The following is a 26,265-nucleotide window of genomic DNA, read 5'->3' as shown; positions in this document are numbered from 1 at the left end:
CCCAACAAAACAATGGGGACCGGATGCCATGAAACGCACATTCACGCTGGCGCTTGCCTGCGCTGCCATGCTGGCGGCCTTGCCCGCGCTCGCGCAGGACTCGCTCGCCAAGATCAAGGAAAAGGGCGTCCTCACCGTCGGCGTGAAGAACGACTACAAGCCCTGGGGGTTCCTTGAGCCGTCCGGCAAGATCGTCGGGCTCGAGATCGATCTCGCTCAGGCGGTCGCCGACAAGATCGGCGTGAAGCTGGAAATGCTTCCGGTCATCGCCGCCAACCGCATGGAATTCCTGAAGCAGGGCCGCATCGACATGGTGCTGGCGACGATGGGGGACACGCCCGACCGCCGCAAGGTCGTCGGCATGGTCGAGCCGAACTACTATGCTGGCGCCACCAATGTGCTGGCTCCCAGGAGCGCCAATCTGAAGAAGTGGGAGGACCTGAAGGGTCGCAAGGTCTGCGGCGTGCAGGGGGCCTATTACAATCGCCGCGTCTCGCAGCTCTACGCGCCCGAGCTCGTCGTCTTCCCGTCCGTGCCGGATGCGCTCAACGCGCTGCAGGGCAATAACTGCGTCGCCTTCCTGTTCGACGACACGCTGATTGTCTCGACGCTCGCTGGCGGCGATCCGAAATGGGCCAGTTACGAGATGCCGCTCGTCTCCGAGGATCCGCAGCTCTGGGCCATCGGCATCCGTCTCGAGGACATGGACGGTCCCTTCGGCAAGCTCGTCAAGGAGATGTCGGTCGACTGGCACAAGAGCGGCAAGCTGCTCGAACTCGAGACGAAATGGGGCATCAAGCAGAGCCCCTACCTGATCGAGACCAACAAGAAGCTGAAGACGGCCTCGTAAACAGGTCGGCTTCGTCGATTCTTGCCGTCACTCTCGGACGCAGCGAGCGACGATCCGAGAAGCTCATGACGGGAAGGCGCTGGTTTTTTGAGATGGTCGGGTCAGGCCCGACCATGACGGCGCATGTTCTTGAAGGTTTGTCAGTGTGATCGCCTCCTATTTCCAGTGGCTGAACGATACGCACGGACTGAATTTCTCAGTCTTCTACGATGCGTTCGACCGGTCGCGCTTCCTGACCGGACTGTGGACGACGACTTATATCTGCGTGGTCTCGATCATCGCGTCGATGGTGCTCGGCCTGATCGGTGTCTGGCTCGCCGGCGGCAATTCGCGTCTCGGCCGGCTCGTCGTGCGCGGCTATGTGCAGTTCTTCCGCAACACGCCGCCGCTGGTCCAGCTCTCCTTCTTCTACTTCGCAGTGGCGGGACTGCTGCCGACGGTGAGCGATGGCGCCAGTGGCCAGTCGCCGTTGGTCTCCGGCACGGGCTGGGCGATCATCGCCTTCTCGCTCTTCGCCGGAGCCTTCAATGTCGAGATTTTTCGCGCCGGCATCGAGGCGGTACCGTCGACGACGGTCGAGGCGGCGGAGTCGCTCGGCTATACCCGCCTGCAGCTCTACCTCCATGTCGTGCTGCCGCTCGCCTTCCGCATCTGCCTGCCGGCGCTGAACAACAACCTGATCAACCTGGTGAAGACGACGACGCTGGCCTACGCCATCGGCGTGCCGGAGCTGCTCTACGCCGCCTCGCAGATCTGGTCCGAGATGTTCAATGTCCGTGAGATGATGAACGTTCTGCTCGTCACCTATGTCGCGCTGGTCGCCGTGCTGGTCTGGATCATGGGCCGCTGGGAGAAGGCGATGCGCATCCCGGGATATTCAACATGAGGAACGGCACCACCGACCTGCCGGTACTCAAGCCCTTCCGCGCGCCTGCGCCGATCGCTCCCTCGGGTTTCGCTGCGCCGACGATGCTTGGAGGCGGCACGCTCGCGGCTTTCGCGATGCTCTTCGGCGCCTCGCTGGCTCTTGCCCAGGTCACGGCGCGCCCCGTTGGCGAAAGCGCGGTGACGGTGCTGCTACGCTGGGCGCCACTGATCTTTCAGGGTTTCCTGTTCAATATCCTGATCAGCTTCCTTTCGATGGCGCTCGGCACGGTCATCGGCGTGCTCGTCGGCATCGCACAGGTCTCGCTGGTCTCTTCGGTACGCAAGACCGCCTGGGGCGTGACACAGTTCTTCCGCAATGCGCCCTGGCTGGTCCTGCTCTTCTACGCGATGTTCCTGTTGCCCTTCGAGTTCCGGCTGTTCGGCCTCACGATCGCCTTTCCAGCCTGGGTCAAGGCGATCATCGGACTTGCGCTGCCGGTCGCGGCCAATGTCTCCGAGATCGTGCGTGGCGGCATCAGATCGATCCCCTCCGGCCAGTGGGAATCCGCCGAGGCACTCGCCTTCACGCGAGCGCAGACGATGTGGATGATCATCCTGCCCCAGGCCTTCAAGCGGATGATCCCACCCTGGATGAACCTTTACGCCATCCTGACCATGGCGACGACGCTGATCTCGGTCGTCGGCATCCAGGATGGGCTGACCATCACCCGCGCGGCGCTCGTCGCCGAGAGCCGTCCGGAACTGATGATCCCGATGTATCTGCTGCTGCTCCTGATGTTCTTCGCCTATTGCTATCCGATCGCGCGAGCGACGCTGGCGCTTGAGCGCCGCTTCAACGTGAAAGCCTGACCATGGCAAGCCGTCATCAACTGGGCGAGCCCGTGGTCGTGATCGAGGGCGTCGAGAAATCCTTCGGCAGCTTTCCCGTGCTGAAGGATGTCAGCCTCACCGTCAGGCGCGGGGAGACCGTCTGCATCATCGGGCCATCGGGCTCGGGCAAGTCGACGCTGCTGCGCTGCATCAACGGGCTGGTGCCGATCAGCAAGGGCTCGATCAAGGTCGCCGGCCGCGAGGTCAACGACGCAAGCCTCGACAAGCTGTCACTGCGCCGCGATGTCGGCATCGTCTTCCAGCAATATAATCTCTTCCCTCACAAGACCGCGCTTCAGAACGTGATGATGGCACCGATCCATGTGCTGAAGCAGGACAAGGCAGTGGTCGAGGAGCGCGCGCGCCGCCTCCTTGCCAAGGTCGGCCTCTCGCAGAAACTCCTGGCTTATCCGGGCGAACTCTCCGGCGGCCAGCAGCAGCGCGTCGCGATCGCGCGGTCACTGGCGATGAATCCGAAGGTGATGCTGTTCGACGAGGTCACCGCCGCACTCGACCCCGAGACCAAGAAGGAGGTGCTGGTGACGATCCAGGACCTCGCAGCCGAGGGCATGACCTGCATCCTGGTCACTCATGAGATGGGCTTTGCCCGCGAGGTGGCCGACCACGTCTATTTCACCGATGGCGGACTGATCGTGGAGCACGGTTCGCCGGCGGATGTGTTCGGCGATCCACAAGAAGAGCGTACGAAGGGGTTTCTTGACAAGGTATTGTAGCACCGCCCCTGTCGGTCCGGCTTTCGCTGCATCTCGATCTGACAGTTCCTGCGTGCCTGCCATGCAGCGACAGGGCCTATGTCGCCAGTGGATGCCTCACTAACACTAGGGGGAAACGAGGGGGAATCATGCTGGACTGGACACGGGCCAAGGCGGAAGCAGCCGCTATCACGAATAGTTGGGCCGATCAGGCTGGTCCAGGTGGTGCGGTCGTCATCTTCGATGCGGAGCGACGGCTTGAAGCCAACGCCGGCGGGTTCGCCAACCTGGAACAGCAAACGCCCTTCACGGCGGATACGCCCAATCGCCTGGCCTCGATCAGCAAACATTTCATGGCGGCGACGCTGCTTCTGGAGGGCATAGCGCTCGACGCACCGCTCGGCAGCCTGCTGGAGGGTTTGCCTGCAGCGATAGCCGCCGTGCCTCTTGGCCGCGCGCTCGACATGACCGGCGCCCTGCCGGACATGATGGAGACCCTGTGGCAGCTCGGCGTGCCCTATACCACGAGCCTCAGCGCCCCGGAGATTCACGACTTTGCTCAGCGCCTGCCGGGCATCAATGCCGTGCCCGGCCAGGAGATGGCCTATTCCAATACCGGCTGGCGGCTGGCGCAGTCGGTGCTGCCGGCCCAGCGCAGCATCACCTATCGCGAAGCCCTGCGGCTGCGCCTGTTCGGGCCTCTCGCGTTGCCCTTCGTCTTCCCGGAGGACGAGAGCGAGATCGTGCCCGATCTCGCAACAGGTTACTGGCATGATGGCGTGAACTGGCGGCGTGGACGCTACGGCTTCCAGTTCTCGGCCTCCGGCGGGCTTGTCGGCAGCGCATCCGCGCTGGCGATCTGGGCGTCCGACCTGATGGCCGGGCGCGGGCCGCTCGCCGGCGTCTTCCAGAAGCTTGCCGCGCCGCGCCATTTTGCGGATGGTCGGGAGAGTGGCTACCGCCTTGGCCTGGTCAGCACCCAGCTTCTTGGCACCACAGTGATCGGCCATGGCGGATCGCTGACCGGCTACCGGAACCACTTCCTGATGGCGCCTGAGCATGGCGTCGGCGTCGTCGTGTTCAGCAATCGCGAGGAGGAGGCGCTCTGGCCCGCGTTGCGCGTGCTCGCGGCGCTTCTCGGCAAAGCGCTGCCCGAGGCACCGGCGGCTGGCCCGACCGGCCTCTATATCAGCGAGGAAGGATCCTTCTGGGCCGAGCTCGGTGTCGACTCGATCGGCGTCATGGGCGGGTATGAGCGTCTTGTCGTCGGCGAGAACGGCAGGTTGAGAAGCCTGCCCTCCTATCTCGACATCGAGCTCGGCACGCTTGGCGAAGACGAGATCCAGGCGCGGATTGGCGGCGTCGAGCGTCGTCTTCTGCGCGTCCCGGCCGCCACGTCGCTCGACCCGCGTCTCATCGGCCGCTGGCGCGAACGCAGCTTCGGTGTCGAGATCACGGTCGCAGCGGACGGCACGGCACAATGGCCCTGGGCCGAACCGGTCGGCATGACCACGCGACTGACCCCCTTGCCTGGGGGGCGCGCGCTGGCCGATCTTGCTCATGGTCCCTGGCGGCACCGGCCTTGCGTGTGGCTGCAGCCGGACGGCTCCCTGCGCCTCGACAGCCATCGGGCGCGCGTTCTGCAATTCGATCGTGTCGACGAAGTTGGAGGTACCCGATGATCCGTTCCCGCCTTGCCGGATTGTTGCTTTGCGCCGCGTCGCTGACGCTCGGCCTCGGGGCCCAGGCCCAGCCGGCTCCGAACCGCACCTTGCGCGTCGCGCCGCATGCGGATCTCAAGACGCTCGATCCCGTTGCGGCCTCGATCGTCATCACCCGCATGCATGGGCTGATGATCTACGAGACGCTGTTTGCCTGGGATTCAAAGCTGCAGCCGCACCCGCAGATGGTCGAGAGCTTCTCGACGGCTCCCGACAAACTGTCCTGGAGCTTCACGCTGCGGCCCGGCCTCAAGTTCCATGACGGCCAGCCGGTCACGACTCGCGACGTCATCGCTTCGCTGAAGCGCTGGATGGCGCGCGACACGATCGGCGGCAAGCTCGGCGAATATACGGAAGGGTTGGAGGCGGTCGACGACCGGACCTTCACGCTGAAACTGAAGCGGCCGATGGCACTGGTGCCTTTCGCCCTCGGCTCGGCCGTGGGCCAGATTCCGGTGATCATGCGCGAGAGCGACGCCAAGAGCGACCCGATGAAGCCGGTCACCGAAGCCATCGGCAGTGGCCCCTTCCGCTTCAACCGGGCGGAATGGCGCAGCGGCGCGCGCGTCGTTTATGATCGCAATCCGGACTATGTGCCGCGTTCGGAACCGGCCAACGGCCTGGCGGGAGGCCGCGTCGTCAAGCTCGACCGCGTCGAATGGATCATCATGCCGGACGCCGCGACGGCCGCCGCTGCGATCCAGACCGGCGAGATCGATATCTGGGAGCAGCCGAGCCAGGACCTGATCTCGACCATCGCCAAGACCCGAGATGTCAAGGTCGAACGCTACTCGAACCTCGCCAACCAGGTGATGCTGCGGCCGAACCATCTCTATCCGCCGTTCGACAATCCCAAGGCCAGGCTGGCCCTGGCCTATGCCACGGATCAGGCTGATTTCCTCGCCGCCGGCTTCGGGGACGAGGAGTGGTGGAAGCGCTGCAATGCCTATTTCGTCTGTGGCGGGCCGAACGGAACCGAGATCGGCTCGGAGCCCTATGCCAAGCCCGATCTTGCGACGGCGAAGAAGCTGCTCGCCGAGAGTGGCTACAAGGGCGAGAAGCTGGTGCTCAGCACCTCGAACGACATCGCCCCGATCGGCCGCATGGCCGAGGTCGCGGCGCAGTCGCTCAAGGAGGTCGGCTTCAATGTCGATGTCCAGTTTGCCGATTGGGGCACCGTCACCACCCGCCAGCAGAATCGCGGCACCGTGGATCAGGGCGGCTGGAACCTGTTCGTCACCTACGCGTCGGGCGCGACGATGCAGTCGCCGATGACGAATATCGGCACCAATATGGGCTGCGAGAAAGCCTGGGCGGGCTGGCCCTGCGACGCCGAGGCCGAGCGGTTGCGTGGCGCTGTCGTCGATGCTCCGGACGAGGCGAGCGGCAAGCTCGCGATCGAAGCGCTGCATCGCCGGCTCACGGAAGTGCAGCCCTATCGCGTGCTTGGTCAGTTCGATCAGCCCTATGCCCGCCGCAGCAATGTTTCGGGCGTGCTCGCCGCGCCGGTGATGCTGTTCTGGAACATCGAGAAGAAGTGAGCAGCCAGCACTGACGGCCGCGGTCGATGCGCGGTCCGGGGCGAGGCTTCTCTCACCTTGGACCGCAAGATCGGAACATTCTGCCGACGGATGGCCAATCCCCGCAGGATGGGACACCACCAGGCGCAAAACGGACACGGATTGCGCGCTGTCGCTTTGCTAGAATTGGGTTTTCCTTCCTGCGCGGTCCCAATCGACGGCCGCTTCAATCACGTGGCTTGTCATGACGAGTGTCGAAACGGTTCTGGCCGATCTTGTGACCATTCCCTCTGTCTGCCGGACGCCGAATGCGGCGATCATCGCGCATGTCCGCGGATACCTCGCCGACCATGGCGTCGAGTGCATCATCGTCCCGGGGCCGGAGGGGGATCGCGCCAATCTCTTCGCCACCATCGGACCGCGCGAGCCGGGCGGAATCATCCTCTCGGCTCATCTCGACGTCGTGCCTGCTGCCCCGGACGGCTGGGTCGGACAGCCCTTCGCCTTGCGCCGCGATGGCGACCGCCTGATCGGACGCGGCGCCGTCGACATGAAGGGTTTTGTGGCCAGCGTGCTGGCAAGCGTGCCGGATCTCGCCTCGCGCCGGCTAACGCGGCCGATCCACATCGCGCTGTCCTATGACGAGGAGGTCGGCTGCGTCGGCGTCCGTCACCTGATCGCGCGGCTGCCGGAGCTTTGTCCTCGACCGGCCGGTTGCATCGTCGGCGAGCCGACCGATCTCCATCCTGTCCTGCGTCACAAGGGCAAGATCGCGCAGCGCGTCACGGTCGACGGCAAGGCCGGGCACTCGTCGCGGACCGATCTCGGCGACAATGCCATTCACTACGCTGCGGAGTTGATGACCGCCATCCATGCCGAGGCGCGCCGGCATGCGGCGGAAGGCCCGTTCGCCGAGAGCTTTGCTCCGCCCTATTCCACGCTCCAGGTCGGCACCGTGCAGGGCGGGACCGGCATCAACATCGTTCCCGCGCAATGCGTCTTCGAGGTCGAGGCTCGCGCCATCGCGGGGCAGGCACCGGCCGGACTGCTGGCCTTCCTGCCGCGCGAGGCGGAGCGCATCCGCGCCGCTGCCGCCGCGGATGGGCACAATGTCGCCTTCGGCTTCGAGACGATGAGCGACTACCCACCGCTCGATCTGCCGGATGAAGATCCGTTGGTCGGGCTGACGGAGGACGTCTGCGGGAAGCCGCGCCAGCAGGCCGTCAGCTTCGGCACCGAGGCGGGGCTCTTCCAGGCCGCGGGCATCCCTGCGATCGTCTGCGGGCCGGGCGATGTGAACCGGGCGCACAAGCCCGAGGAGTACATCACCGATGCTGAACTGGCTGCGGCGATGGCGATGATCGCGCGGATCGCCGACCGGTTGTCGTCCTGACGCAGGCTGTCAGCGCTGCTCTGGGCTGATCGGCCGAGGCCGTGCTTGAATGCCGGCACGGATCATCCGGAGGAGACTGACCATGCCTGATCGCCAACGCGTCGAGGCCTTTGTCGCAGCGGTCGTGAGTGGCGATCATGTCGGCGCCATTCGCGATTTCTATTGCGAGGATGCCTCGATGCAGGAGAATGGCGCCGAGCCGCGCCGCGGACGGGACGAAATGATGGCGCATGAGGCCAGGGCGCTCGCCCGGCTCAACCGGATGCGCACGCACCCAGCCCGCGCCGTGCTGGTCGATGGCGACCGGGTCGTGATTCACTGGATCTTCGATGCCACCGACAAGCAGGGCGTGACGCGACGGCTGGAAGAACTCGCGATCCAGCTTTGGCGCGGCGACCGCATCGCCGAAGAGCGCTTCTTCTACGATACCGGCTCGGCCTGGCAGGTCGTCGAGTCTGTTCGTTAGATGTCGATTCGGATCGAGGCTGCCGGCAAGCCGGAGCGGTTCAAGCTCGTCGTGTCTGTCTATGTGATCTTTCGGCGCGGGAGCGAACTCCTGCTGCTGCGGCGAGCGAACACGGGTTACGAGGACGGCAATTACGGTCTCGTCTCCGGACATCACGACGGCAGCGAGCCGCTGCGAGCAGCGGCCGCGCGCGAAGCCAGGGAGGAGGCGGGCGTCGAGATCGATCCTGCCAGCCTGGCCTTCGCTACTGTGGTCCACCGATCGCAGGACGAGGAGCGGCTGGATTTCTTCTTCGAGGCTACGGACTGGCAGGGCGAGCTTCGCAATGCCGAGCCCGAAAAATGCGCCGAACTGGTCTGGTTCCCCATTGATGACTTGCCGGAGAACACGATCGCCTATGTTCGCACGGCCATCGCCAACTGGCAGTCCGGCACGCGCTATTGCGAGTTTTGGCGGAAGGCCTGACGCTGTCTGGGAAGACAGAGTCAGGCCTCTCGCGCGCGTCCCGCTATGACAGCACTCCGCGATAGGGCGCAGCCACGATCAGGCAGCAATTGCCGGGCCGGACGCGGCCGGGCTGGCGGCGGCCATAGAGGATGCCGTCGGCGGCATAGTGCAGCGTCTCGGGCGGGCGGGTCGGGTCCCAGGTGCAATGGATGCGCCCGGCCGGTTGGCCGGCGCTGACCTTGGCGCCATTGGCGTGGAAGGGCTCGAAGACGCCGTCGGCGGTGGCATAGACATAGGCCGAGGTGCCGGGCAATTCGAGGATCTGGCCTTCGCCGCGCTTCGGCTCGGGGGTGTCGCGCGCGACGATGCCGAGATGGTCGAGCACATTGGCGACGCCGCGCCGGCAGACTTTCAGTGCCTCCAGCGAAACCGTGCCGCCACCCGCCATCTCGGTGCCGACAGTGACGAGCCCGTTGCGGCAGGCGGTTGCGGTTGCAGTGCGCGGCTCGCCGAGATTGCTGATCACCACCGTCATCGGCGCATCGAATGCCTGTACGGCGGCGACGTTGCGCTTGTGCAGCGCCGGATCGTCGGTCGGCTCGACGATCGCGCTCGGGATGATGTCGAGCGAGGAGCCGCCTGAATGCAGATCGAGGAAGGCGTCGCCGAGCGGCAGGATATTGTCGCTGACATAGGCGGCGATCTGCTGGGTGATGGTGCCGCGCGGGTCGCCCGGGAAAGTACGGTTGAAGTTCAGCCCGTCGACCGGCGAGGTGCGCTGGCCGGCTATGACGGCGTGCGAATTATTGGCGGGCATCAGGATCAGCCGGCCCTGCACGCGGCCGGGATCGAGATCACGAATCAGGTCGCAGATCGTGATCGGCCCTTCATATTCGTCGCCATGGTTGCCGCCTTCGAGGATCGCCGTCGGGCCGGAGCCGTTCTTGATGATCGCGATCGGGATCCGCGTCGCGCCCCAAGCGTCGTCATGCGGCGAATGCGGGATCATGACGAAGCCGACTTGCTTGCCGTCCCGCTCCGGATCGACTGTCAGGAAGGCGCTCGATGCGCGCGGTATGGGCTTAGGTCGGGCGTTGATCATGGCTGACTCGCGGGCGCGCCGAGGCATTCGGGCTGCAATCCGGCCTGATGGCGCAGTCTGAAGGGAAAAAGGCCGGGCGCGACGTGCGCCCGGCGGATGTCTGGCGGCGCTCAGAGCGTCGGCAGCGGGTCCATCGGCATGTCGAGATACTTGCGGTGCAGCCGGTCGATCTCGCCATTCATCGAGTTGAAGAAGATGAAGCCGTCGAGCCAGCGCACGAGATTATGCTGATCCATCTGCACGCCCATATGAGCGGGGCTGCGGCGGATGACGAACTTGCGCTCGAACTCCTTGTTCGGGTTCTGCTTGGCGAGCGCCTGAGCGACGATGCTGTTGGTGGCGAGCAGGTCGGCCTGGCCGGTGATGTAGGCTGCCGCGGCCGTCGCATCGTCCTCGGTGCGCATCAGGCTCGCCTTGGGCGCGGTCGCCGAGATCGCCAGTTCCTGCGTCGTGCCCTTGGCTGCGGCGACGCGGGCGGAGCCGATGGTCTCGGGGCTGCTGACTGCGGAGGCCTTGGCGCCATAGACGGCCAGGAAGGTGTTGGCATAGGGCGCGGTGAACTGGATCTGCTTGGCGCGTTCCGGTGTCAGCCCCATCACCGAGATCACGATGTCGACCTTGTCGGTGAGCAGGAACGGAATCCGGTTGGCGCCGGTGATCTGCTGCATCTCGAGCTTCACGCCGAGCCCCTTGGCGACCATCTCGGCCATCTCGATGTCGAAGCCGACCGGCTTGCGGTTCTCGTCCTGCGCGCCGAAGGGCGGGGCGTCGAGCGGCACGCCGATGCGCACCACACCCTTGGACAGGATGTCCTGGAGCTTGTCGGCTCGGGCTTCGGCGCCGCCAAAGACGGCGACAGTCAGTGCAGCCAAACCTGCAAATAGCGAACGCATGTTTCGTCTCCCCTCGTTGAGCAACCGGTGTCGATCGGCATCCTCAGTGCAGGACCGCGCTGAGGAAGGTCTGCAGTTCGGGCGTCTTCGGCTCGGCGAGCACCGCCGCGGCCTGGCCTTCTTCGTGAATGCGGCCCTCGTGCATGAAGACGACGCGCGAGCCGAAGCGACGCGCAAAGCCCATTTCATGCGTGACGAGGATCATGGTCATGCCGTCCTGCGCCACGGACTCGAGCACCTTCAGCACCTCGCCGGTGAGTTCGGGATCGAGCGCCGAGGTGACCTCGTCGAACAGCATCAGCTTGGGCTGCATGGCGAGTGAGCGGGCAATGGCGACGCGCTGCTGCTGGCCGCCGGAGAGCTGGGACGGGAAGGCGTCGAGCTTGTCCTCCAGCCCGACGCGGCGCAGCACGTCGCGGGCGATCTCGCGGGCCGCGTCCGGCGCCTGCTTCTTCACGACCCGCGGGGCGAGCGTGATGTTGTCGCAGACCGAGAGATGCGGGAACAGGTTGAAGCTCTGGAAGACGATGCCGACCTCCTGCCTGAGCTTGCGCAGGTTGGTCCTGGGATCATTGACCTGCACGCCGTCGACGAGGATTGCGCCGGCCTGGATCGGCTCGAGGCCGTTGATGCAGCGCAGCATGGTGCTCTTGCCGGAGCCCGAGCGGCCGATCACGGCAATGATCTCGCCCCTGCCGACGTCGAGCGAGACGTTCTTCAGCACCTGGACCGCGCCATAGCTCTTGCTGATCCCCTTGATTTCAACGAGCGACATCGAGCTTCCGCTCGAGCGAGCGGCTCCATTGCGTGAGGGGGAAGCACATCAGGAAGTAGATGCAGGCGACGGTGATGTAGACAGCGAAGGGCTTGTAGGTGCCGGCGGCCGTGAGCTGGCCCTCGCGCGTCAGTTCTACGAGCCCGATCGTCGCGGCGAGCGAGGTGTTCTTGATGAGCTGGACGAGGAAGCCGACGGTGGGCGGGATCGCGACGCGGATCGACTGCGGGACGATGATGTGGCGCAACTGCTCCCAGAGTGAGAGGCCGAGCGAGGCGCCGGCCTCCCATTGCGTCCTGGCGATCGAGATCAGCGCGCCGCGCCAGATCTCGCCCAGGAAGGCGCTGCCATAGACCGAGAAGGCGACGGCGGCCGCGAGCCACGGATTGACCGAGATGCCGATCAGCGGCAGGCCGAAGAAGATCAGGAACAGCCAGACCAGCAGCGGCGTGCCCTGGACGATATGGGTGTAGCCGGCCGCCAGCCAGCGCAGCGGCGCGAAGGGCAGGATGCGGACGATGGCGATGAGCAGGCCGAGCAGGGCGGCTCCGGTGAAGGCGGTGACGGTCAGCGCCACGGTCCAGCGCGCCGCCGCGACCAGGTACATCACATCAATCAGGCCGAAGGAACGGATCATCGCCTGACGAACGCCCAGTAATAGATGCCGGCAAAGAGGCCGCGGAAGGCGAGGGCGAGCGCGAGATAGAGCACGCCGATCAAGGTGTAGACCTCGAAATCGCGGAAAGTGCGCGACTGCACGATCGAGGCTGCATGGAACAGGTCCTCGACCGAGATCTGCGAGACCACGCTCGTCGCCAGCATCAGCAGCACGAACTGGCTGGCGAGCGCAGGAAACATCGATTTCAGCGCCGGGAACATCACGATGTAGCGGAAGACCTGCAGGCCGGACAGGCCGAGCGAGTGGCCGGCCTCGGTCTGCGCCTTCGGCACCGCCTCCAGCCCGGCGCGGACGATCTCGGTGGTATAGGCGCCGAGATTGATGACGAGCGCGATGATCGCCGCCGTCAGGCCGTCGAGCCGGAGACCGAAGCTCGGCAGGCCAAAGAAGATCAGGAAGAGCTGGACCAGCAGCGGCGTGTTGCGGATCACCTCGACATAGGCGCCGACGATCCGCTTCAGCCAGTCGGGGCCATAGACGCGCGCCGCAGCGCAGGCGATGCCGATGACGAGGCCGCCGAGCATCGCGCAGGCCGAGAGCAGCAGTGTGGTCCAGACGCCGTCGAGGATCGATTCCCAGGCCGCAAACACGTCCCGAAACTGCAGGCCGTACTTCATCGCGTCAGGCCGCCATGCCTGCGGGCGCCGTGACGGCACGCATGCAACAAACCGACAGACTGATCAGCGACGGTCATTGAGCCTCCCCTTTACAAGAGGCTAGGTTGGCTTCTTATTTGATGTCAAGCTTCACATATGAAACAAGGCGACATGTCTGACCTTCCAGAAACCGATGACGGCGAGAAGGCCTCCTATTCCGCTCCGGCTCTGGAGAAGGGATTGGACATTCTCGAATTGCTGGCGGAAGTCGGCGAGCCGCTTTCGACACGCACCATTGCCGAGCGGCTGGAACGCTCGAAGAGCGAGATCTTCCGCATGGTCTTCGTGCTGCAGCAGCGCGGATATCTGGTGCGGGAGGCAGGGACGGACAGGCTCGCGCTGTCGCGACGTCTGTTCGATCTCGGCATCAGGACGCCCAGCGGGCGGCAGTTGACCTCGGTCGTACTGCCCCTGATGGAGCGCTTCAGCGAGGAGAGCGGGCAGGCGGCCCATCTCGTCGTGCTGAGCCGGGCACAGACCGTGGTGCTCGCGACGACGTCCGGACATCTCGACGCGACGGTCACCGTGCGGCCGGGCTATGGCAGGCCGGCGCTGGAAGCCAATTCCGGATTGCTCATCCTGGCGTTCCAGTCACGAGCACGGCGCCTGACCCTGATGAAGGACGCTGATCGAGAGGCGCGGGCGCGGCTCGACAGCACCGGCATTGTAGCCGTCTTCGAGATGATCAGGGAGCAGGGACACCAGATCGCACCAAGCCGCGACATTCTGGCGGTGACCGATATCGCCTGCCCGGTCATCGGACCGGCAGGCTATGCGCAGGCTGCGATCCTGGTGCCATGCCTGCAGCGCCACGGCGTGCAGACCGATGAGAAGGCGATCCTCACCACCTTGAAGGCCTGCTGCCACGAGGCCGGATTGCGCCTGGCCTATAGCTGACCAGGCGCAGCGTGCTGGATCAGGCGGTGACCGGTTGCGGCGTGTAGCCGGCCGCGGTGACGATCGCCGCGATGGCGGCCCGGTCGCTGGAGCCCTGGACGCTGACCAGCTTCGAGGCCGGGTCGGCCTGTACGCGGGTTCCGGGGAGGCTCGCTTCGATCGCCTTGGTGATCGTCCCGGCGCAATGCCCGCAGGTCATGTCCTCGACGCGGAAGCTCAGTGTTCCTGCACCCTGAGGCTCGGCCTGAGGGGTCGTCTTCTCGCTGTGGCTCTGGCATCCGCACATCGTGCTGTGTTCCTTCTTTAAACTGTGGGAAGAGCCTAAAGCTTCCCATCATGGGAAGGTCAAGCGCCTTGTGCGGGCCGCCTGCGCACGTCTGATGGAGTCGCCTGGCCAGGTCGCAGAGAGTTGAAAATCGGCCTTGACCTTCCCATGATGGGAAGGATCATACCCTCGCCATCAACATGCGGAGATCAAGCCATGGCGATGGCACGGACAGCGGGAAGCCCCGTTAGAGAATTTGAGATCGAGATCGGCGGGATGAGCTGTGCCTCCTGTGTCGGGCGCGTCGAACGCGCCGTGAAGGCCGTCGACGGTGTCGGCTCGGTCGCAGTCAACCTCGCGACCGAGCGGGCGCGCGTGACCCTGTCTCCCGGCGGGAGTGATGCCGGCGCGATTGCGGCGGCGATCCGCGGCGCGGGCTACGAGCCCGCCGAGCGCATCGTCGAGCTGAAGATCTCCGGCATGACCTGTGCTTCCTGCGTCGGCCGTGTCGAGCGGGCACTCAAGCTGGCGCCGGGCGTGCTCGACGCGACCGTGAATCTCACGACCGAGCGTGCCACCGTGCGGGCTCTCGGCGGTGCAGACCAGACGCAGCAACTCGTCGCGGCCGTCGCAGGGGCGGGCTATTCCGCCGAGGCCGCCAGCATCGATGCCGGAGCCTCGGATCGCGAGCAGCAGGCGCGCGAGGCGGAACAGGCTGCCTTGAAGCGTGCGGTCTTCGTCGCCGCAATCGCGACAATCCCGCTGCTCGTCTTCGAGATGGGCTCGCATATGTACGAGCCGCTGCACCATTTTCTCGCGGGGCGCGTCGGCGAGTTCAATATCAAGCTCCTGTCCTTCCTGCTCGCGACGTTCGTCCAGTTCGGGCCGGGCCTGCGCTTCCTGCAGAAGGGTTGGCCGGCCTTGCTGCGTGGCGCGCCGGACATGAACTCGCTGGTCATGCTCGGCACCAGCGCAGCCTATCTGTACTCGACGGTCGCAACCTTCGCGCCGGGCGTCCTGCCTGACGGCACGGACTACACCTATTTCGAGGCCGGTGCGGTCATCGTCACACTCGTTCTGACCGGACGTTGGTTCGAGGCCAGGGCCAAGGGGCGGACCAGCGAAGCGATCCGGCGACTGATGTCGCTGCAGGCGAAGTCGGCGCGTGTCCTGCGCGACGGCGTCGAAGCCGATGTCGGAATCGAGAGCGTTGTTCCGGGAGACGTCGTCATCGTGCGTCCGGGTGAGCGCATTCCGGTCGATGGTGAGGTTCTCGACGGCGTATCCTATGTCGACGAGGCGATGATCACCGGCGAGCCGGTGCCCGCGCGCAAGGAAGCGGGTGCGGCTGTGACTGGCGGAACGATCAACGGCACCGGCGCCTTCCGCTTCACCGCCACCAAGGTCGGCGCCGATACGCTTCTGTCGCAGATCGTCCGCACCGTCGAGGCGGCGCAGGGCTCGAAGCTGCCGATCCAGGCCATGGTCGACAAGGTGACGATGTGGTTCGTCCCCGCGGTGATGGCGCTCGCGCTAGTGACGTTCGCGGCCTGGCTCGCCTTCGGCCCGAGTCCCGCCTTCTCCTATGCTCTCGTCAATGCGGTCGCCGTCCTGATCATCGCCTGTCCCTGCGCGATGGGGTTGGCGACTCCGACCTCGATCATGGTCGGCACCGGCAAGGGCGCCGAGCTCGGCATCCTGTTCCGCCAGGGCGATGCGCTCCAGGGTCTGAAGGATGCGAAGATCGTGGCGCTCGACAAGACCGGAACCCTGACCAAGGGCAAGCCGGAACTGACCGATCTCGTCGCCGCCGGGGGCTTTGAGGAAGCAGAGGTGCTGCGCCTGGTCGCCTCCGTCCAGGCTCGCTCGGAACATCCGATCGCGGAAGCGATCGTTGGCGCCGCCCGCCGGCGCGGCCTCGCCCTCGCAGAGGTGTCCAAATTCGCGGGTGAACCGGGCTTCGGCGTGAAGGCCGTGATCGAGGGCCGGACGATCGAGATCGGTGCCGACCGGTTGATGCGGCGCCTCGGGCTTGACCTCTCGCCCTTCGCGGAGACGGCAAGCCGCCTTGGCGATGCCGGCAAGACGCCGCTCTATGCGGCGATCGACGGCAGGCTCGCCGCCATCATCGCGGTTGCCGATCCGGTCAAGGCCACGACGCCCGAGGCTATCGCGTCGCTGCACCGGCTTGGCCTTCGCGTCGTGATGATCACCGGAGACAATTGGCGCACTGCCGAGGCGATCGCTGCGAGGCTGGGCATCGACGAGGTCGCGGCGGAGGTGCTGCCGACCGGCAAGGCCGAAGTGATAGCCGGACTCCAGGCCGGTGGCGCCAAGGTCGCCTTTGTCGGGGATGGCATCAACGATGCCCCCGCCCTCGCCAAGGCCGATGTCGGCATCGCCATCGGCACCGGCACGGACATCGCCATCGAAAGCGCCGATGTCGTGCTGATGTCGGGCGACCTGAACGGTGTCGCCAACGCCATCGCACTATCGCAGGCGACGATCGCCAATATCCGCCAGAACCTGATCTGGGCCTTCGGCTACAATGCCCTGCTGATCCCGGTCGCTGCCGGCGCGCTGTATCCGAGCTTCGGCATCCTGATGTCGCCGATGTTCGCGGGACTGGCCATGGCGTTGTCGAGCGTCAGCGTCCTGACCAATGCGCTGCGCCTGAAGAGCTTCCGGGTTCGCGCGCCGGATCCCTCTCAGGAGCAGCGCGCTGCCAGGCTCGCTCTGGCAGGTTGAGGAAATACGAGGAGCACCAGAGATGAATATCGGACAAGCGGCAACCGCCTCGGGCGTCAGCGCAAAGATGATCCGCTACTACGAGAGCATCGGGCTGATCGAGGCTCCGGTGCGCACCGAGGCTGGTTATCGTGTCTATGCGGGCGACGACGTGCACACGCTGCGCTTCGTCAAGCGCGCCCGGAGTCTCGGCTTCTCGATTGAGGAAACGCGCGAACTCCTGGCGCTCTGGCGCGACAAGAGCCGGGCCAGTGCCGATGTGAAGGCTTTTGCCCTGCGCCACATCGGCGAACTCGAGGCGCGGATCGGCGAGCTTCAGGCGATGGTGAAGACGCTCGGTCATCTCGCGCGTCATTGCCACGGCGATGGCCGGCCCGATTGCCCGATCCTCGAAGACCTCGCCGACGCGCCCGCGCCGCAAGGGGCGGGGCGGGCACACTCTCGCGACAGGGCGCGGCATCACGCCTGAACTTGGACAGGGCGGGCGCCCGCAAGGCGCCCGTACCACGTTGCCGGCTCAGGTTTCCCGGAAGGCGCGCGTCATGCTGTCCTTCAGCGGCTGCATCAGATATTCGAAGAACGTGCGTTCCTTCGTCTGGATGTAGACCTCCGCGGGCATGCCGGCTGTCGGCTGGAAGTCCTGGATCGCGGCGACGCTGCTGTGGTCGAGGCGGACCCGCACGACATAGAGATCGGATGTATTCGGGTAGCCGCGCTGCCTTTCATCCGGCAGCGCGTCGGCCGAGATATAGATTACCCTGCCGTTGATCATCGGCGTGGTGCGCTGATTCAGGGCGCTCAGGCGGACGGTTGCAATCTGGCTGTGCTTGATCTTGTCGATATCCTGCGGCCGAACACGCGCCTCGATGACGAGCTCTTCCTGCAGCGAAACGATCTCCATGATGCTTTTGCCCGGCTCGATGACGCCGCCGGCGGTGTGGTAGCGTAGCTTGACCACAGTACCCTTGACCGGTGTGACGATCCGGGCCCGGTCGAGGACCCCCTTCACTGTGTGAATGCGTTCGCGGATGTCGTTCAGATCGGCGCTGACATCCTGGAGCTGCTCGGATGCGGCCTTGATCGCTGTCTTTCGCACACCGTCGATCTGCTCGACAGCACGGGCGATACGTTCACGGGCGTCGCCGATATCGCCGCCGATCCGCCCCGCCTCGCCGCGCAGATTGGCCGCGTTGCGCTGGAGCGCGAGGACATCGGGCTTGCGGATGTAGCCGCGTTCCAGCAGGGCCTGCTTGCCCGCGAGCTCTTCCTTGAGGAGTGCGCTTTGCTGCGCGACAGCCGTGAGCTGGGCCTTGCTGCCGGCGATCCTCTCCTCGAGCCCGTCGACGCCCTTCTGTTGCGCGGAAATCTCATTGGCGATGTTGTTCTGACGCGCGACGAACGTGGCGGTCTGGGATTGCAGCATCGCTGCAACGTCGGGGTCGAATCGACTGGCCAACAGATGCGCAGGGAATTCCAGTTGCGTCCGGCCGGCCGCCTCCGTGTTCAGCCGCGCTTCGACCGCCTCGAGCCGCATTTGCTTGAGTGAATGCCGGCGCAACTCGGCCCGTGCAGAGGTGTCGTCGAGCTGCACGAGGACTTGACCGGGCGTGACGACGTCGCCTTCGCGCACCAGGATTTCGCGAATGACCCCGCCTTCGAGATGCTGGATCGTCTTGTTCTGCCCGGTGGTGACAAAGACTCCCTGCGCGATCACGGCTCCCGAGATTGGCGCGGTATTGCCCCAGACGCCGAAGCCCATGATCGTCATCAGAATGATGACGGTGCCGCTGAGCTTCGCCCAGCGGGTCTTGCGCGGGACGTCCGCATACCAGGGCTGCGCCCCGACGACCATGGCACTCATCGTGTCAACTCCCACAGTCACAAGCAGGCCGGCTGGCCGGGCCCGGTTACATCGCCTCTGGAATTCAGTTTGGCTGCGGCGCGTTGTCGATGCTGCGATGCCCGACGATCAGCGGCAGGATCTCGTCGCGCGCGCCAATCGCCTGCAGGGCGCCGTCCTTGATCATCATGATCTTGTCGACGCTGCGCAGCAGGGCGGGGCGCTGCGTCACTGCGACCACGGTCATGCCGCGCGCCTTGGCCCGTTCGAGGGCCCGCGCCAGCGCGACCTCGCCGATCGTGTCAAGATTGGAGTTGGGTTCGTCGAGCACGACCAATCTCGGATTTCCGAAAAAAGCGCGCGCGAGCCCCAGTCGCTGCTTCTGGCCGCCCGATAGAGGGCTGCCGTCGATGCCGATCTGCGTCTCGTAGCCATGCGCGAACTGCGCGATCATTTCGTGGATATCGGCGATTTCGGCAGCCTCGAACACCTCCTCATCCGTTGCATTGTCGCGCATGCGGGCAATATTGGCCTTGATCGATGCCGGAAAGAGTTGCGTATCCTGGGGCAGGTAGCCGACGTTCTCGCCGAATTGCCGCGGATCCCAGTTGCGCTGTTCCATCATGTCGAGGCGCACCGTGCCGGCGGTTGGGGTAATCGAGCCGACCAGCATGCGCGCAAGAGTCGACTTGCCGCTGCCCGAGGCGCCGACGATGGCGAGCGAGTCGCCGGGCTCGAGGCTGAAGCTGATGCCGTTGAGGATGACCTTCTTGTTCGGCGGCGGGACATACAGGATGCGCTCGACATCGAGGCGGCCTTTGGGGCTTGGCAGCTTTAGCCGATCGAGATTGAGGGGGGAGGCCTGCAACAGGGCCTGCACCCGCGAATAGGCCGCGCGAGCATGGATGAAGCTGCGCCAGCCCTCGATCGTGCCTTCGAGCGGGGCCAGCGCGCGGCCCGCGACCACAGATGACGCGATGACCATGCCGCCCGTGAGGGATCCCTCCAGGGAGAGCCAGGCTCCCCAGCCGAGCATGGCGATCTGCGTGCCGAGGCGGAAGAACTTCGACAGCCCGGTCATCATGATGTTGCGGTCTTGCGCACTGACCTGCGCCTTCAGCGATTCCGCCGTCTCGCGACCCCAGATCAGCACACCCTCCGGGATCATGCCCATGGCGTTGATGACCTGGGAATTCCGCGACATCGCTTCCGACTGCAGATTGGCCCGCGTCGAGAAGGCGCTCGACCTTGCAAAGGGAACGGCCGTCAGCTTCTGGTTGAAATAGGCGACCACGAACAGGATCATGGCGGCTACCGTCACGATGTAGCCGAGATGCGGATGGATCAGATAGACCGCGAACAGGTAGATCGGTGCGGTCGGCGCATCGAGCATCGTCAGGATGACCGGCCCGGTCAGGAAGCTCCGGATCTGCTGAAGGTCGGCGAGAGTCTGGAACTCCCGGTTCGAGCCGGTCTGGGCAGCCTTCGCGGCGGCGCTCAGCACGGGGCCGCCGAGCCGGCTTTCGACATCCACGGCAACCCGCATCAGGATGAAGCGGCGCATCATGTCGAGCAGGACATGGGCCAGGATCGCGACCATCACAATGACCGAGAGCATGACGAGCGTATCGAGACTGCGGCTTGTCAGCACCCGGTCCGACATCTGGAACAGGTAGATTGGGACGGCCAACACCAGCGTGTTCACGACGATCGAGAAGATCCCGACAATCATCAGGTTGTGGCGCGCCTCCGCGAGGCCCTTGCCGAGGACCTGCTGGAAATCGCGATCCCCGAGGCGCTGTTCGAGCGGCGATCTGCCGCCACCGCCACCTCCGCCACCGCCGGTTCCGCCCTTGCCGCCCCCAGGACCGTTCGATGTCGTCGTGCCTTGTGGGCTGCCAGCGCCTCCGACAGGGCGCAGATTGGTGACGCCGCCGGCGGGAGACGCGCCGTACTTCGCCTCGGCGCGCAGCGGGGCTTGCACGGCTGGGGCCGGACTATCCTCACCGGCCAGTCGGTTGTTTGAATTGGCGACCAGCGCGAGAGGAGGCGGGGGCCTGTCCATGGCGCTCCCGAGCGTCGTGGCTCCGGGCAACCTGATCTCGTCTGGACGGTTTGAAGGCGCGGCTGGTTTGGCTTCGTCGGTCATGGAGAGCCCTCGGACGCGTGCTGGCCTCAACACATGATGTTGGAGGTGAGGTGATCGTGCTGGGCGGGATCGGGTATGACTGGTCGCGACTCCTGGGAGTCTGATCCGGGGTGCGAATCGGCGTCCTGGGCGAAGGCGACGAGCTCAGGCACCAATGTGCGCGTGTCGTGGATGATGATCGTGTCGCTATCGGTGATCATGTTGACCTGGATCAGCATGCTCTCCTCGTAGGCGTCGCCGCCAAGGTATTTCGAGGCCGAGAGCGTACCGGGATCGATGATGTGGGCTTCGTTCAGCGCAATGTTTCCGCCGGTCGCGACGCCTTGGGTGGTGCCCGCATGGGCGCTCGCCTGGATGACCTGATCGGCATCCGTCAGCATGTTGACCTGGGTGATGACGTTCACGTCGTAATAGTCGCCGGGGATATAGAGGACGTGCAGCGTACCGGACCTGTTGCCGTTCAGATCCCATTCGGCATTCGGAGTAAGGATCGTGAAACGATCATCGAGTGCGCCCAGCAGATTGTGATGCGCGTTCAGCATCGGCTTGAAAGCCACGCTGTCATAGGTCGTGATGCTGGCGATGTTGCTCAGCCGATTGAACCCTGCCGTGAGCGAGGTACTGTCGTCTGTGTCGCCAGTGGTGAAGACCTTGGCGATGTCTGAGTCCAGGACGATGTTGTACTGGTAGATCCAATCGGCGCGATGATAGTCACCGCCAATGATGATGATGTCATAGCTGTCGAGGCCCGAGATTTTTGCCAAATTGATTTGGCTGTTTTCTCCGCTCTTGACCTCGAAGTAGGTGCCGCTTTCCGCCTGGACGATGCGGTCGCTGTCGTCCAGGCCATTGAACTGAACGATCGATTTCACGTCGTAGAAATTGCCTGGCAAGATGTCGACGAACCAGGCTGGCGTCGCAGCGGCACCATTGGGTTCGGAGGCCACCAGATGCGTGGTGAACTCCGCGATGTTGTGAACCGCGTTGTCGTGGGTCTGTATCGCCGGCTTCAGCGCGCCGGAGATCGCAACGTCGACATGATCACTGTCGACAAGGACATTCACCTGCACGATGCCTCGGCTGAAGAAGTAGTCGCCCCCAACGATCATCGATCCAGGAGCTTCATTGGCATCCAGGATGATCGCGGCGTTGATCTGTGTGTTCAGACCCGTCTCTGCAATCGTAGCCACTCCGCCGGTCGGCTCGACCGTTGTGATCTGCTTCTCGGCATGGTCCGGGGGGGCATTCTCCGCGGGGCGCCAGGGCGCGATCTGAACCGTGCTCGGCACCGGCGGGTCGCTGGAGCTTGAGGAGCCGTCGACGAAGCGGCCATCGGGGGCATGCGAGACGGGAGTGCCGTCTGGGGTCGGCGTTCCGGTCTCGACCCACCGCGCATCGCGACTTTCGAATGCCTCGATGATGTCGGAAGTGCCGCCGTTCCGAATGTCGGGAACTCCGGCGGGGACCGCCTGCTCCGCCTGGAGCAGCATGGCGTCCATGACGCCATTGAGATGAAGTTCGGGAGGCACGACGATCGTGCCATCGGGATAGCGGATCGCGTCGGATGTCAGGAGGTCGCGGTCGCTGGCGTGATTGACCTGATGAAGCGAGAGAAGCGTTTCGGTCCCGCCGTCCTGATAGGTGACGGAGATGAGCTTCTCGCCCTGCACGACGCGATAGCCATAGCCGTAATCGAGATCGGAGCTTTGAGGATCGAGCCGCTTCGCCGGCAGTGGGGACGCCGGCATGATCTTGGCCGGTTGGGAGGGGGAGGCAAGCGTCGGATGCTGCAAGGCACGTGACGTGTCCGACAATGGCTGAGGGCGAAAGATCACGGGCTGCGAAACGGTTTCCTCGAAAACGGCGGGACGTACGCGCTCATGATAGCCGTCGCTGTCTTCGTCGGGGATCGGTTGGGCCGGATCGCCAGCATAGATCTCACGTTCGCGTGCCTCGTCCTGGAAAATGCGAAGATAGCCGGCGAAATGCCATATGGTTTCAGTGAAGCCACCGGTATTCATGATGCACTCCTCGGTCGCGCCCGGCGGAACCGGTCGAGAGGGGCTTCACGCGCCGCGCGCGTTCTGTGGGGGACCGAACCCTGAGCAGGAAGCGCGCGGGGCTTCCCCCGCGCGTCCGTTGCTGCGCTCTTCGATGAGCGCCTTGCGACCGCTCAGAGGTCGCCGAGGTCGCCGCCAGACACCGTGAGATGATCGACGGAGTTGAACTGGATGTTCGCACCCATCGCGATATGCTGGGTGAAGGCTTCCTGTGTCAGCGACACATTGGCCGATGCCGCGCCGATACCGGCAAAGCCGTCATTGCCGCCGTGGATAGCGCCGACATGCGTCTCGGCGGTGCCGCCGGAAGCGCTCGCGCTCATCGAGAAGCCGCCGACCGCTTCCGCGACATAATACGGGTTACAGGAGGACGGATCGAGGCCGCCGGCGCTGTAGCTGACCGACGGGTCGTGGAGCGTATCGTTGTCGGTCAGATTGTTGACCTGATCGATATTGAAGTTGTTGCCGTTATAGGTCGTCTGCGAGACGACATCCGGCATGACGATCGAGTCGGTGAGGCCGTAGATCGAGTCGATGTCGATCGCATCATTATCCGACGGCGACGTGAGGGCGCCGCTGAGGTCGAGGTCGACCTTCACATTCACGTAGTTATCGACCGTGTTCTCGACATGGTTGATGTTCGCGTTGACGTTCACATTGCCGTTGGCGTTGAGGTTGCCATTGGCGTTCAGATTGCCGTTGCCGTTGAGGTTCAGGTTGCCGTTGTCGTTCCAGACGGTGGTATCAACGGCCTGGCCGGCATACTGCCCGGCATATTGCGACTGGCCCTGATGCTGACCCTGACCCTGGCCCTGACCTTGGCCCTGGCCTTGAGCCTGGCCCTGCAGCTGCGCCTGAAGCTCGGCCTGGGCCTGCGCCTGAAGCTCGGCCTGAGCCTGCGCCTGATTCTGATTTGGGTAGTTGATAGGCATGATGCTTCCCCGTCAAAAAAGGAGAGGCACCCTTCCGCCTGTCGATCGCCGCATCTCTTCTGCGTTGCGTCGGTCCACTCGCGTCGGATGCCATGAGTGCTGATTATTGGTCATTGCGATCGAGTGAATGTCCCGCCCATTTGCGCAAGGAACGTTCCTCGTGATTCCGCGCTGGTGACAGCCGAAACCGCGTATGAAATTAAGTCACTGTTTGTTTCTCCGAGGTTTGAGTTTACGTGATAAGTAATTAATTACTTGAACTATGATGCTATTTCGATATCGGCTCGTAATATAAGAAATTGATTTGGTATTTATAGTCATAGAAAATTAAGATTTATAAATAGATATAAATAGATAATATTTATTACAATTACATAATGTAAAAGGTATCATTGGCGAGCAATTTTTTGTTGCTGCCTAAATCAATAAATATCTCAGAAATAATGTGACAACTCGGTGGCTGTGTGCATTATCTCCGGGTGGCAAACATCCAACTATGCCCTTGCGGCGTCAATGTATCGAATTATTACCCATTCTGAGACTTTATTGACTTTCATTTACCCATCTGGGACCATGCTTTGGGGTTGGAGGTGCGCTTATGCCGAACGCCATCCGCTTGCATAACGAGCGCGTCGTCCACCTGTCGCTCGAACGAATGGTCTGGCCTTCCGGGCCGCTTTGCCCACATTGCGGCGAGACTTCCCGGTTAGGTCGGCTCAACGGCCTGAGCACCCCCATTGGCGCATGGAAATGCTATTCCTGCCGGAAGCCGTTCACGATCAGAAACGGCACGATCTTTCACAACAGCCATGTGCCTCTGCATGTCTGGCTCCAGGCCCTCTACCTGCTGACGGCGACCCGGCAGAAGATGGGGTCACAGAGGCTGGCGCAGATCCTGGGCGTGTCCGTCAGAACGGCATGGCATCTGAAGCAGAAGATCGTCAGCGGCCTCGCGGTTTCTCCGCTCGAGGTGGCCTGCTACGCCCCATGGCAGCATGGCGAAACGGTCGTGCGTTGCGAGTTCCTGGACTGCCAGGTGGATGGTGGCCCGGGCAGCGCGAGCTGCGTCGCGCGCTTCGAGCGCTTCATGGCCGCACTGGAAGGCATCGGAACCGCGGAAACGGACGCTCTATTCATTCAGGCGCTGCGGCGGCTCCTTGCAACCCGGCCGGAGCGGCTGGAAGAGGCGGGCGAGGCGTTGACGGAAGTTCAGCTCGAACTCGGCCTGCTCGATGACGAGCCGGCACAGCGCCAAGTCCGAACCGCGGGCTTCGGCGGTTTCGGCATGCCGGTATCTCAGGCCAAGAACTGACCTCTGCGCAAATGACGTTCGACATGGTCGTGCCAGAGTTCGTCCAGCGTCTTGCTCCCGGCTTCGCTGGGAGGAGGGCCGATCGGGTCCACCCCCACCAGTTCGCCGGCCGATGGCCGGGTGGCGTCCAGGGCTTCCAGAAAGGCGAGCGCTCCCATCGATCCCGCCGTGAAGGCCGGGTCGCGGCGGCTGCTCAGAAGGCAAATTTCCTCGCCGACCAGCTCCGGGCCGATCCCGGTGAGCGCATTCAGCACCGATGATTGGGCCGAGGCGAGCGCATGCGTTTGCAACTCGCCGCATTTGCGTTCGACGATCAGCGTGACCAGGGTTGCCAGGAAGCCGAGGATCTGCGGCTGGAGCCAGTCGCCCGCTTGCAGGCCGACGCCATTCGCGGAAGTCTTCAGAACGAACGGTTCGAGGGCGGAATAGGCGGCCTTGCGCGCCGGCCGGGCTCTCAGAAGATCGAACATGCTGGCTCTGCCGTGTCGGAGCCTTCAGGAGCGGTGGACGACATGCCGAGGCGCAGCCGAAACGGGCCATCCACGCTGCCGCCCCGTCCTGATTTCATCGCGCTGGAACAGGCTGCGCAACGCTCAGGCGAGCAAAGGGTAGCCTTTCTGTCGTTGATAGGCGATCTCAATTTCGCCTGGTCCAACAATGAGAGCATGTTCATCTATGTGCTGATGCTGTTGCTGGACACCGACGAGGCGGCTGCAGCGATCGTCTTTTCCACGCTCAACACGACGCGGGCGCGCCTCGACCTGGCGCAGCGCCTCGCCAAGATCAGGATCGCGGACAGGGCGCTGCGCGCCGAGCTCGACGCGGTCATCGAGGCCTTTTCAGCGGCGACGCGGCTACGCAACGATCTCAATCACGCCACCTTCGTCGTCGACGGGAACGGGGCGATCACCCACACGCAGAGCATGAAGCTGGAAGAAGCCCGAGGCAGGTTGCGTTTCGGCACTCGCCGCCCCGTCGATCAGGCACGGCTCGACGAGATCGCGGCGGCGACGCAGGAACTCTATGCGCTGAACCGCCGGATCTGGGATCTCCTCCCGCAGCTCGAACGCGGCGTGGCCATGTCCTGAC

Annotated in this window: 25 protein-coding genes; 14 read left to right on the top strand and 11 right to left on the bottom strand. The window is 64.3% G+C overall.

Annotated features, from left to right (window positions below):
- Positions 1–28 precede the first annotated feature (28 nt).
- From FG93_RS03605 to FG93_RS03565, 9 genes are all read left to right on the top strand, one after another.
- Positions 29–850 carry a transporter substrate-binding domain-containing protein gene (locus FG93_RS03605; RefSeq protein ID WP_043231670.1) on the top strand — a complete coding sequence of 274 codons (822 nt, stop codon included), beginning with the start codon at positions 29–31 and terminating at the stop codon, positions 848–850.
- A gap of 145 nt (positions 851–995) precedes the next feature.
- Complete coding sequence (locus FG93_RS03600) at positions 996–1,736, top strand: amino acid ABC transporter permease (RefSeq protein ID WP_043231666.1); 741 nt, start codon at positions 996–998, stop codon at positions 1,734–1,736.
- Positions 1,733–2,587 (top strand): amino acid ABC transporter permease, encoded by an 855-nt coding sequence (locus FG93_RS03595; RefSeq protein WP_081881271.1) that lies wholly within the window; start codon positions 1,733–1,735, stop codon positions 2,585–2,587. Before FG93_RS03600 ends, FG93_RS03595 begins: the two co-directional genes overlap by 4 nt.
- Positions 2,588–2,589: 2 nt before the next feature.
- A complete protein-coding gene (locus tag FG93_RS03590; RefSeq protein ID WP_043231660.1) occupies positions 2,590–3,342 on the top strand; it encodes an amino acid ABC transporter ATP-binding protein in 753 nt (250 codons plus the stop codon).
- Positions 3,343–3,470: 128 nt separating this feature from the next.
- On the top strand, positions 3,471–5,003 hold the full coding sequence (locus FG93_RS03585; protein ID WP_043231659.1) for a serine hydrolase: 1,533 nt from the start codon (positions 3,471–3,473) through the stop codon (positions 5,001–5,003).
- Positions 5,000–6,583: an ABC transporter substrate-binding protein gene (locus tag FG93_RS03580; RefSeq protein ID WP_043231657.1), complete on the top strand. Its 1,584-nt coding sequence runs from the start codon at positions 5,000–5,002 to the stop codon at positions 6,581–6,583. The genes FG93_RS03585 and FG93_RS03580 overlap by 4 nt, the downstream gene beginning before the upstream one ends.
- Positions 6,584–6,806: 223 nt before the next feature.
- Entirely contained in the window at positions 6,807–7,955 is a 1,149-nt protein-coding gene (argE, locus tag FG93_RS03575) for an acetylornithine deacetylase (protein WP_043231655.1), read from the top strand.
- A gap of 82 nt (positions 7,956–8,037) precedes the next feature.
- A complete protein-coding gene (locus FG93_RS03570) occupies positions 8,038–8,421 on the top strand; it encodes a nuclear transport factor 2 family protein (protein WP_052513317.1) in 384 nt (127 codons plus the stop codon).
- Entirely contained in the window at positions 8,422–8,886 is a 465-nt protein-coding gene (locus tag FG93_RS03565; protein ID WP_052513316.1) for an NUDIX domain-containing protein, read from the top strand. It abuts the gene before it with no gap.
- A 43-nt stretch (positions 8,887–8,929) separates the two neighbouring features.
- On the opposite strand, the gene FG93_RS03560 is transcribed toward FG93_RS03565, so the two are convergent.
- The 5 genes from FG93_RS03560 to FG93_RS03540 form a co-directional block, all read right to left on the bottom strand.
- The gene (locus FG93_RS03560; protein ID WP_152579281.1) at positions 8,930–9,970 is read right to left on the bottom strand and encodes a succinylglutamate desuccinylase/aspartoacylase family protein; all 1,041 of its coding nucleotides are present in this window, start codon (positions 9,968–9,970) and stop codon (positions 8,930–8,932) included.
- A 110-nt stretch (positions 9,971–10,080) separates the two neighbouring features.
- Positions 10,081–10,863 (bottom strand): transporter substrate-binding domain-containing protein, encoded by a 783-nt coding sequence (locus FG93_RS03555; protein ID WP_052513314.1) that lies wholly within the window; start codon positions 10,861–10,863, stop codon positions 10,081–10,083.
- 43 nt (positions 10,864–10,906) lie between these two features.
- Positions 10,907–11,638, bottom strand: a complete 732-nt coding sequence (locus FG93_RS03550; RefSeq protein WP_043231653.1) for an amino acid ABC transporter ATP-binding protein — start codon at positions 11,636–11,638, stop codon at positions 10,907–10,909.
- A complete protein-coding gene (locus FG93_RS03545; protein WP_043231650.1) occupies positions 11,625–12,275 on the bottom strand; it encodes an amino acid ABC transporter permease in 651 nt (216 codons plus the stop codon). The genes FG93_RS03550 and FG93_RS03545 overlap by 14 nt, the downstream gene beginning before the upstream one ends.
- Positions 12,272–12,934: an amino acid ABC transporter permease gene (locus tag FG93_RS03540; RefSeq protein ID WP_043231648.1), complete on the bottom strand. Its 663-nt coding sequence runs from the start codon at positions 12,932–12,934 to the stop codon at positions 12,272–12,274. Before FG93_RS03540 ends, FG93_RS03545 begins: the two co-directional genes overlap by 4 nt.
- 150 nt (positions 12,935–13,084) lie before the next feature.
- On the opposite strand from FG93_RS03540, the gene FG93_RS03535 reads away from it, so the two are divergent.
- The gene (locus FG93_RS03535) at positions 13,085–13,870 is read left to right on the top strand and encodes an IclR family transcriptional regulator (RefSeq protein WP_161783767.1); all 786 of its coding nucleotides are present in this window, start codon (positions 13,085–13,087) and stop codon (positions 13,868–13,870) included.
- A 19-nt stretch (positions 13,871–13,889) separates the two neighbouring features.
- Here FG93_RS03535 and FG93_RS03530 read toward each other — a convergent pair whose 3' ends face one another.
- Positions 13,890–14,156 (bottom strand): heavy-metal-associated domain-containing protein, encoded by a 267-nt coding sequence (locus FG93_RS03530; RefSeq protein WP_043231646.1) that lies wholly within the window; start codon positions 14,154–14,156, stop codon positions 13,890–13,892.
- A gap of 201 nt (positions 14,157–14,357) precedes the next feature.
- Here FG93_RS03530 and FG93_RS03525 point away from each other — a divergent pair, with 201 nt between their 5' ends.
- A complete protein-coding gene (locus tag FG93_RS03525) occupies positions 14,358–16,883 on the top strand; it encodes a heavy metal translocating P-type ATPase (RefSeq protein WP_081881281.1) in 2,526 nt (841 codons plus the stop codon).
- Between the two features lie 22 nt (positions 16,884–16,905).
- Positions 16,906–17,352 (top strand): Cu(I)-responsive transcriptional regulator, encoded by a 447-nt coding sequence (gene cueR, locus FG93_RS03520; RefSeq protein WP_043231643.1) that lies wholly within the window; start codon positions 16,906–16,908, stop codon positions 17,350–17,352.
- A 48-nt stretch (positions 17,353–17,400) separates the two neighbouring features.
- Here the strand turns inward: cueR and FG93_RS03515 are convergent, their stop codons facing one another.
- The 4 genes from FG93_RS03515 to FG93_RS03500 form a co-directional block, all read right to left on the bottom strand.
- On the bottom strand, positions 17,401–18,744 hold the full coding sequence (locus FG93_RS03515; protein WP_043231641.1) for an HlyD family type I secretion periplasmic adaptor subunit: 1,344 nt from the start codon (positions 18,742–18,744) through the stop codon (positions 17,401–17,403).
- Positions 18,745–18,808: 64 nt separating this feature from the next.
- Positions 18,809–20,872 (bottom strand): type I secretion system permease/ATPase, encoded by a 2,064-nt coding sequence (locus FG93_RS03510; protein WP_081881270.1) that lies wholly within the window; start codon positions 20,870–20,872, stop codon positions 18,809–18,811.
- Positions 20,873–20,898: 26 nt separating this feature from the next.
- Entirely contained in the window at positions 20,899–22,893 is a 1,995-nt protein-coding gene (locus tag FG93_RS03505) for a hypothetical protein (RefSeq protein ID WP_043231639.1), read from the bottom strand.
- Positions 22,894–23,045: 152 nt separating this feature from the next.
- Positions 23,046–23,864 carry a hypothetical protein gene (locus tag FG93_RS03500; protein WP_043231636.1) on the bottom strand — a complete coding sequence of 273 codons (819 nt, stop codon included), beginning with the start codon at positions 23,862–23,864 and terminating at the stop codon, positions 23,046–23,048.
- A gap of 598 nt (positions 23,865–24,462) precedes the next feature.
- Between FG93_RS03500 and FG93_RS31015 the strand changes: the two genes are divergently transcribed.
- Complete coding sequence (locus FG93_RS31015) at positions 24,463–25,176, top strand: transposase (protein WP_052513311.1); 714 nt, start codon at positions 24,463–24,465, stop codon at positions 25,174–25,176.
- Here the strand turns inward: FG93_RS31015 and FG93_RS03490 are convergent.
- A complete protein-coding gene (locus FG93_RS03490) occupies positions 25,161–25,646 on the bottom strand; it encodes a hypothetical protein (RefSeq protein WP_043231634.1) in 486 nt (161 codons plus the stop codon). The two genes, FG93_RS31015 and FG93_RS03490, sit on opposite strands and share 16 nt — an antisense overlap.
- 42 nt (positions 25,647–25,688) lie before the next feature.
- Between FG93_RS03490 and FG93_RS03485 the strand changes: the two genes are divergently transcribed.
- Positions 25,689–26,264 carry a hypothetical protein gene (locus tag FG93_RS03485; RefSeq protein WP_043231974.1) on the top strand — a complete coding sequence of 192 codons (576 nt, stop codon included), beginning with the start codon at positions 25,689–25,691 and terminating at the stop codon, positions 26,262–26,264.
- Position 26,265 lies beyond the last annotated feature (1 nt).

The organism is Allobosea sp. LC85 (assembly GCF_000735605.1).
Classification (GTDB): Bacteria; Pseudomonadota; Alphaproteobacteria; order Rhizobiales; family Beijerinckiaceae; genus Allobosea.
This window is presented reverse-complemented; position numbering and strand designations above follow the sequence as displayed.

Coding starts and splice junctions, on each gene's coding strand:
- FG93_RS03605 (WP_043231670.1), top strand. CDS start 29: ATGAAACGCACATTCACGCTGGCGCTTGCCTGCGCTGCCATGCTGGCG.
- FG93_RS03595 (WP_081881271.1), top strand. CDS start 1,733: ATGAGGAACGGCACCACCGACCTGCCGGTACTCAAGCCCTTCCGCGCG.
- FG93_RS03590 (WP_043231660.1), top strand. CDS start 2,590: ATGGCAAGCCGTCATCAACTGGGCGAGCCCGTGGTCGTGATCGAGGGC.
- FG93_RS03585 (WP_043231659.1), top strand. CDS start 3,471: ATGCTGGACTGGACACGGGCCAAGGCGGAAGCAGCCGCTATCACGAAT.
- FG93_RS03580 (WP_043231657.1), top strand. CDS start 5,000: ATGATCCGTTCCCGCCTTGCCGGATTGTTGCTTTGCGCCGCGTCGCTG.
- argE (WP_043231655.1), top strand. CDS start 6,807: ATGACGAGTGTCGAAACGGTTCTGGCCGATCTTGTGACCATTCCCTCT.
- FG93_RS03570 (WP_052513317.1), top strand. CDS start 8,038: ATGCCTGATCGCCAACGCGTCGAGGCCTTTGTCGCAGCGGTCGTGAGT.
- FG93_RS03565 (WP_052513316.1), top strand. CDS start 8,422: ATGTCGATTCGGATCGAGGCTGCCGGCAAGCCGGAGCGGTTCAAGCTC.
- FG93_RS03560 (WP_152579281.1), bottom strand. CDS start 9,970: ATGATCAACGCCCGACCTAAGCCCATACCGCGCGCATCGAGCGCCTTC.
- FG93_RS03555 (WP_052513314.1), bottom strand. CDS start 10,863: ATGCGTTCGCTATTTGCAGGTTTGGCTGCACTGACTGTCGCCGTCTTT.
- FG93_RS03550 (WP_043231653.1), bottom strand. CDS start 11,638: ATGTCGCTCGTTGAAATCAAGGGGATCAGCAAGAGCTATGGCGCGGTC.
- FG93_RS03545 (WP_043231650.1), bottom strand. CDS start 12,275: ATGATCCGTTCCTTCGGCCTGATTGATGTGATGTACCTGGTCGCGGCG.
- FG93_RS03540 (WP_043231648.1), bottom strand. CDS start 12,934: ATGAAGTACGGCCTGCAGTTTCGGGACGTGTTTGCGGCCTGGGAATCG.
- FG93_RS03535 (WP_161783767.1), top strand. CDS start 13,085: ATGTCTGACCTTCCAGAAACCGATGACGGCGAGAAGGCCTCCTATTCC.
- FG93_RS03530 (WP_043231646.1), bottom strand. CDS start 14,156: ATGTGCGGATGCCAGAGCCACAGCGAGAAGACGACCCCTCAGGCCGAG.
- FG93_RS03525 (WP_081881281.1), top strand. CDS start 14,358: ATGGCACGGACAGCGGGAAGCCCCGTTAGAGAATTTGAGATCGAGATC.
- cueR (WP_043231643.1), top strand. CDS start 16,906: ATGAATATCGGACAAGCGGCAACCGCCTCGGGCGTCAGCGCAAAGATG.
- FG93_RS03515 (WP_043231641.1), bottom strand. CDS start 18,744: ATGAGTGCCATGGTCGTCGGGGCGCAGCCCTGGTATGCGGACGTCCCG.
- FG93_RS03510 (WP_081881270.1), bottom strand. CDS start 20,872: ATGACCGACGAAGCCAAACCAGCCGCGCCTTCAAACCGTCCAGACGAG.
- FG93_RS03505 (WP_043231639.1), bottom strand. CDS start 22,893: ATGAATACCGGTGGCTTCACTGAAACCATATGGCATTTCGCCGGCTAT.
- FG93_RS03500 (WP_043231636.1), bottom strand. CDS start 23,864: ATGCCTATCAACTACCCAAATCAGAATCAGGCGCAGGCTCAGGCCGAG.
- FG93_RS31015 (WP_052513311.1), top strand. CDS start 24,463: ATGCCGAACGCCATCCGCTTGCATAACGAGCGCGTCGTCCACCTGTCG.
- FG93_RS03490 (WP_043231634.1), bottom strand. CDS start 25,646: ATGTTCGATCTTCTGAGAGCCCGGCCGGCGCGCAAGGCCGCCTATTCC.
- FG93_RS03485 (WP_043231974.1), top strand. CDS start 25,689: ATGCCGAGGCGCAGCCGAAACGGGCCATCCACGCTGCCGCCCCGTCCT.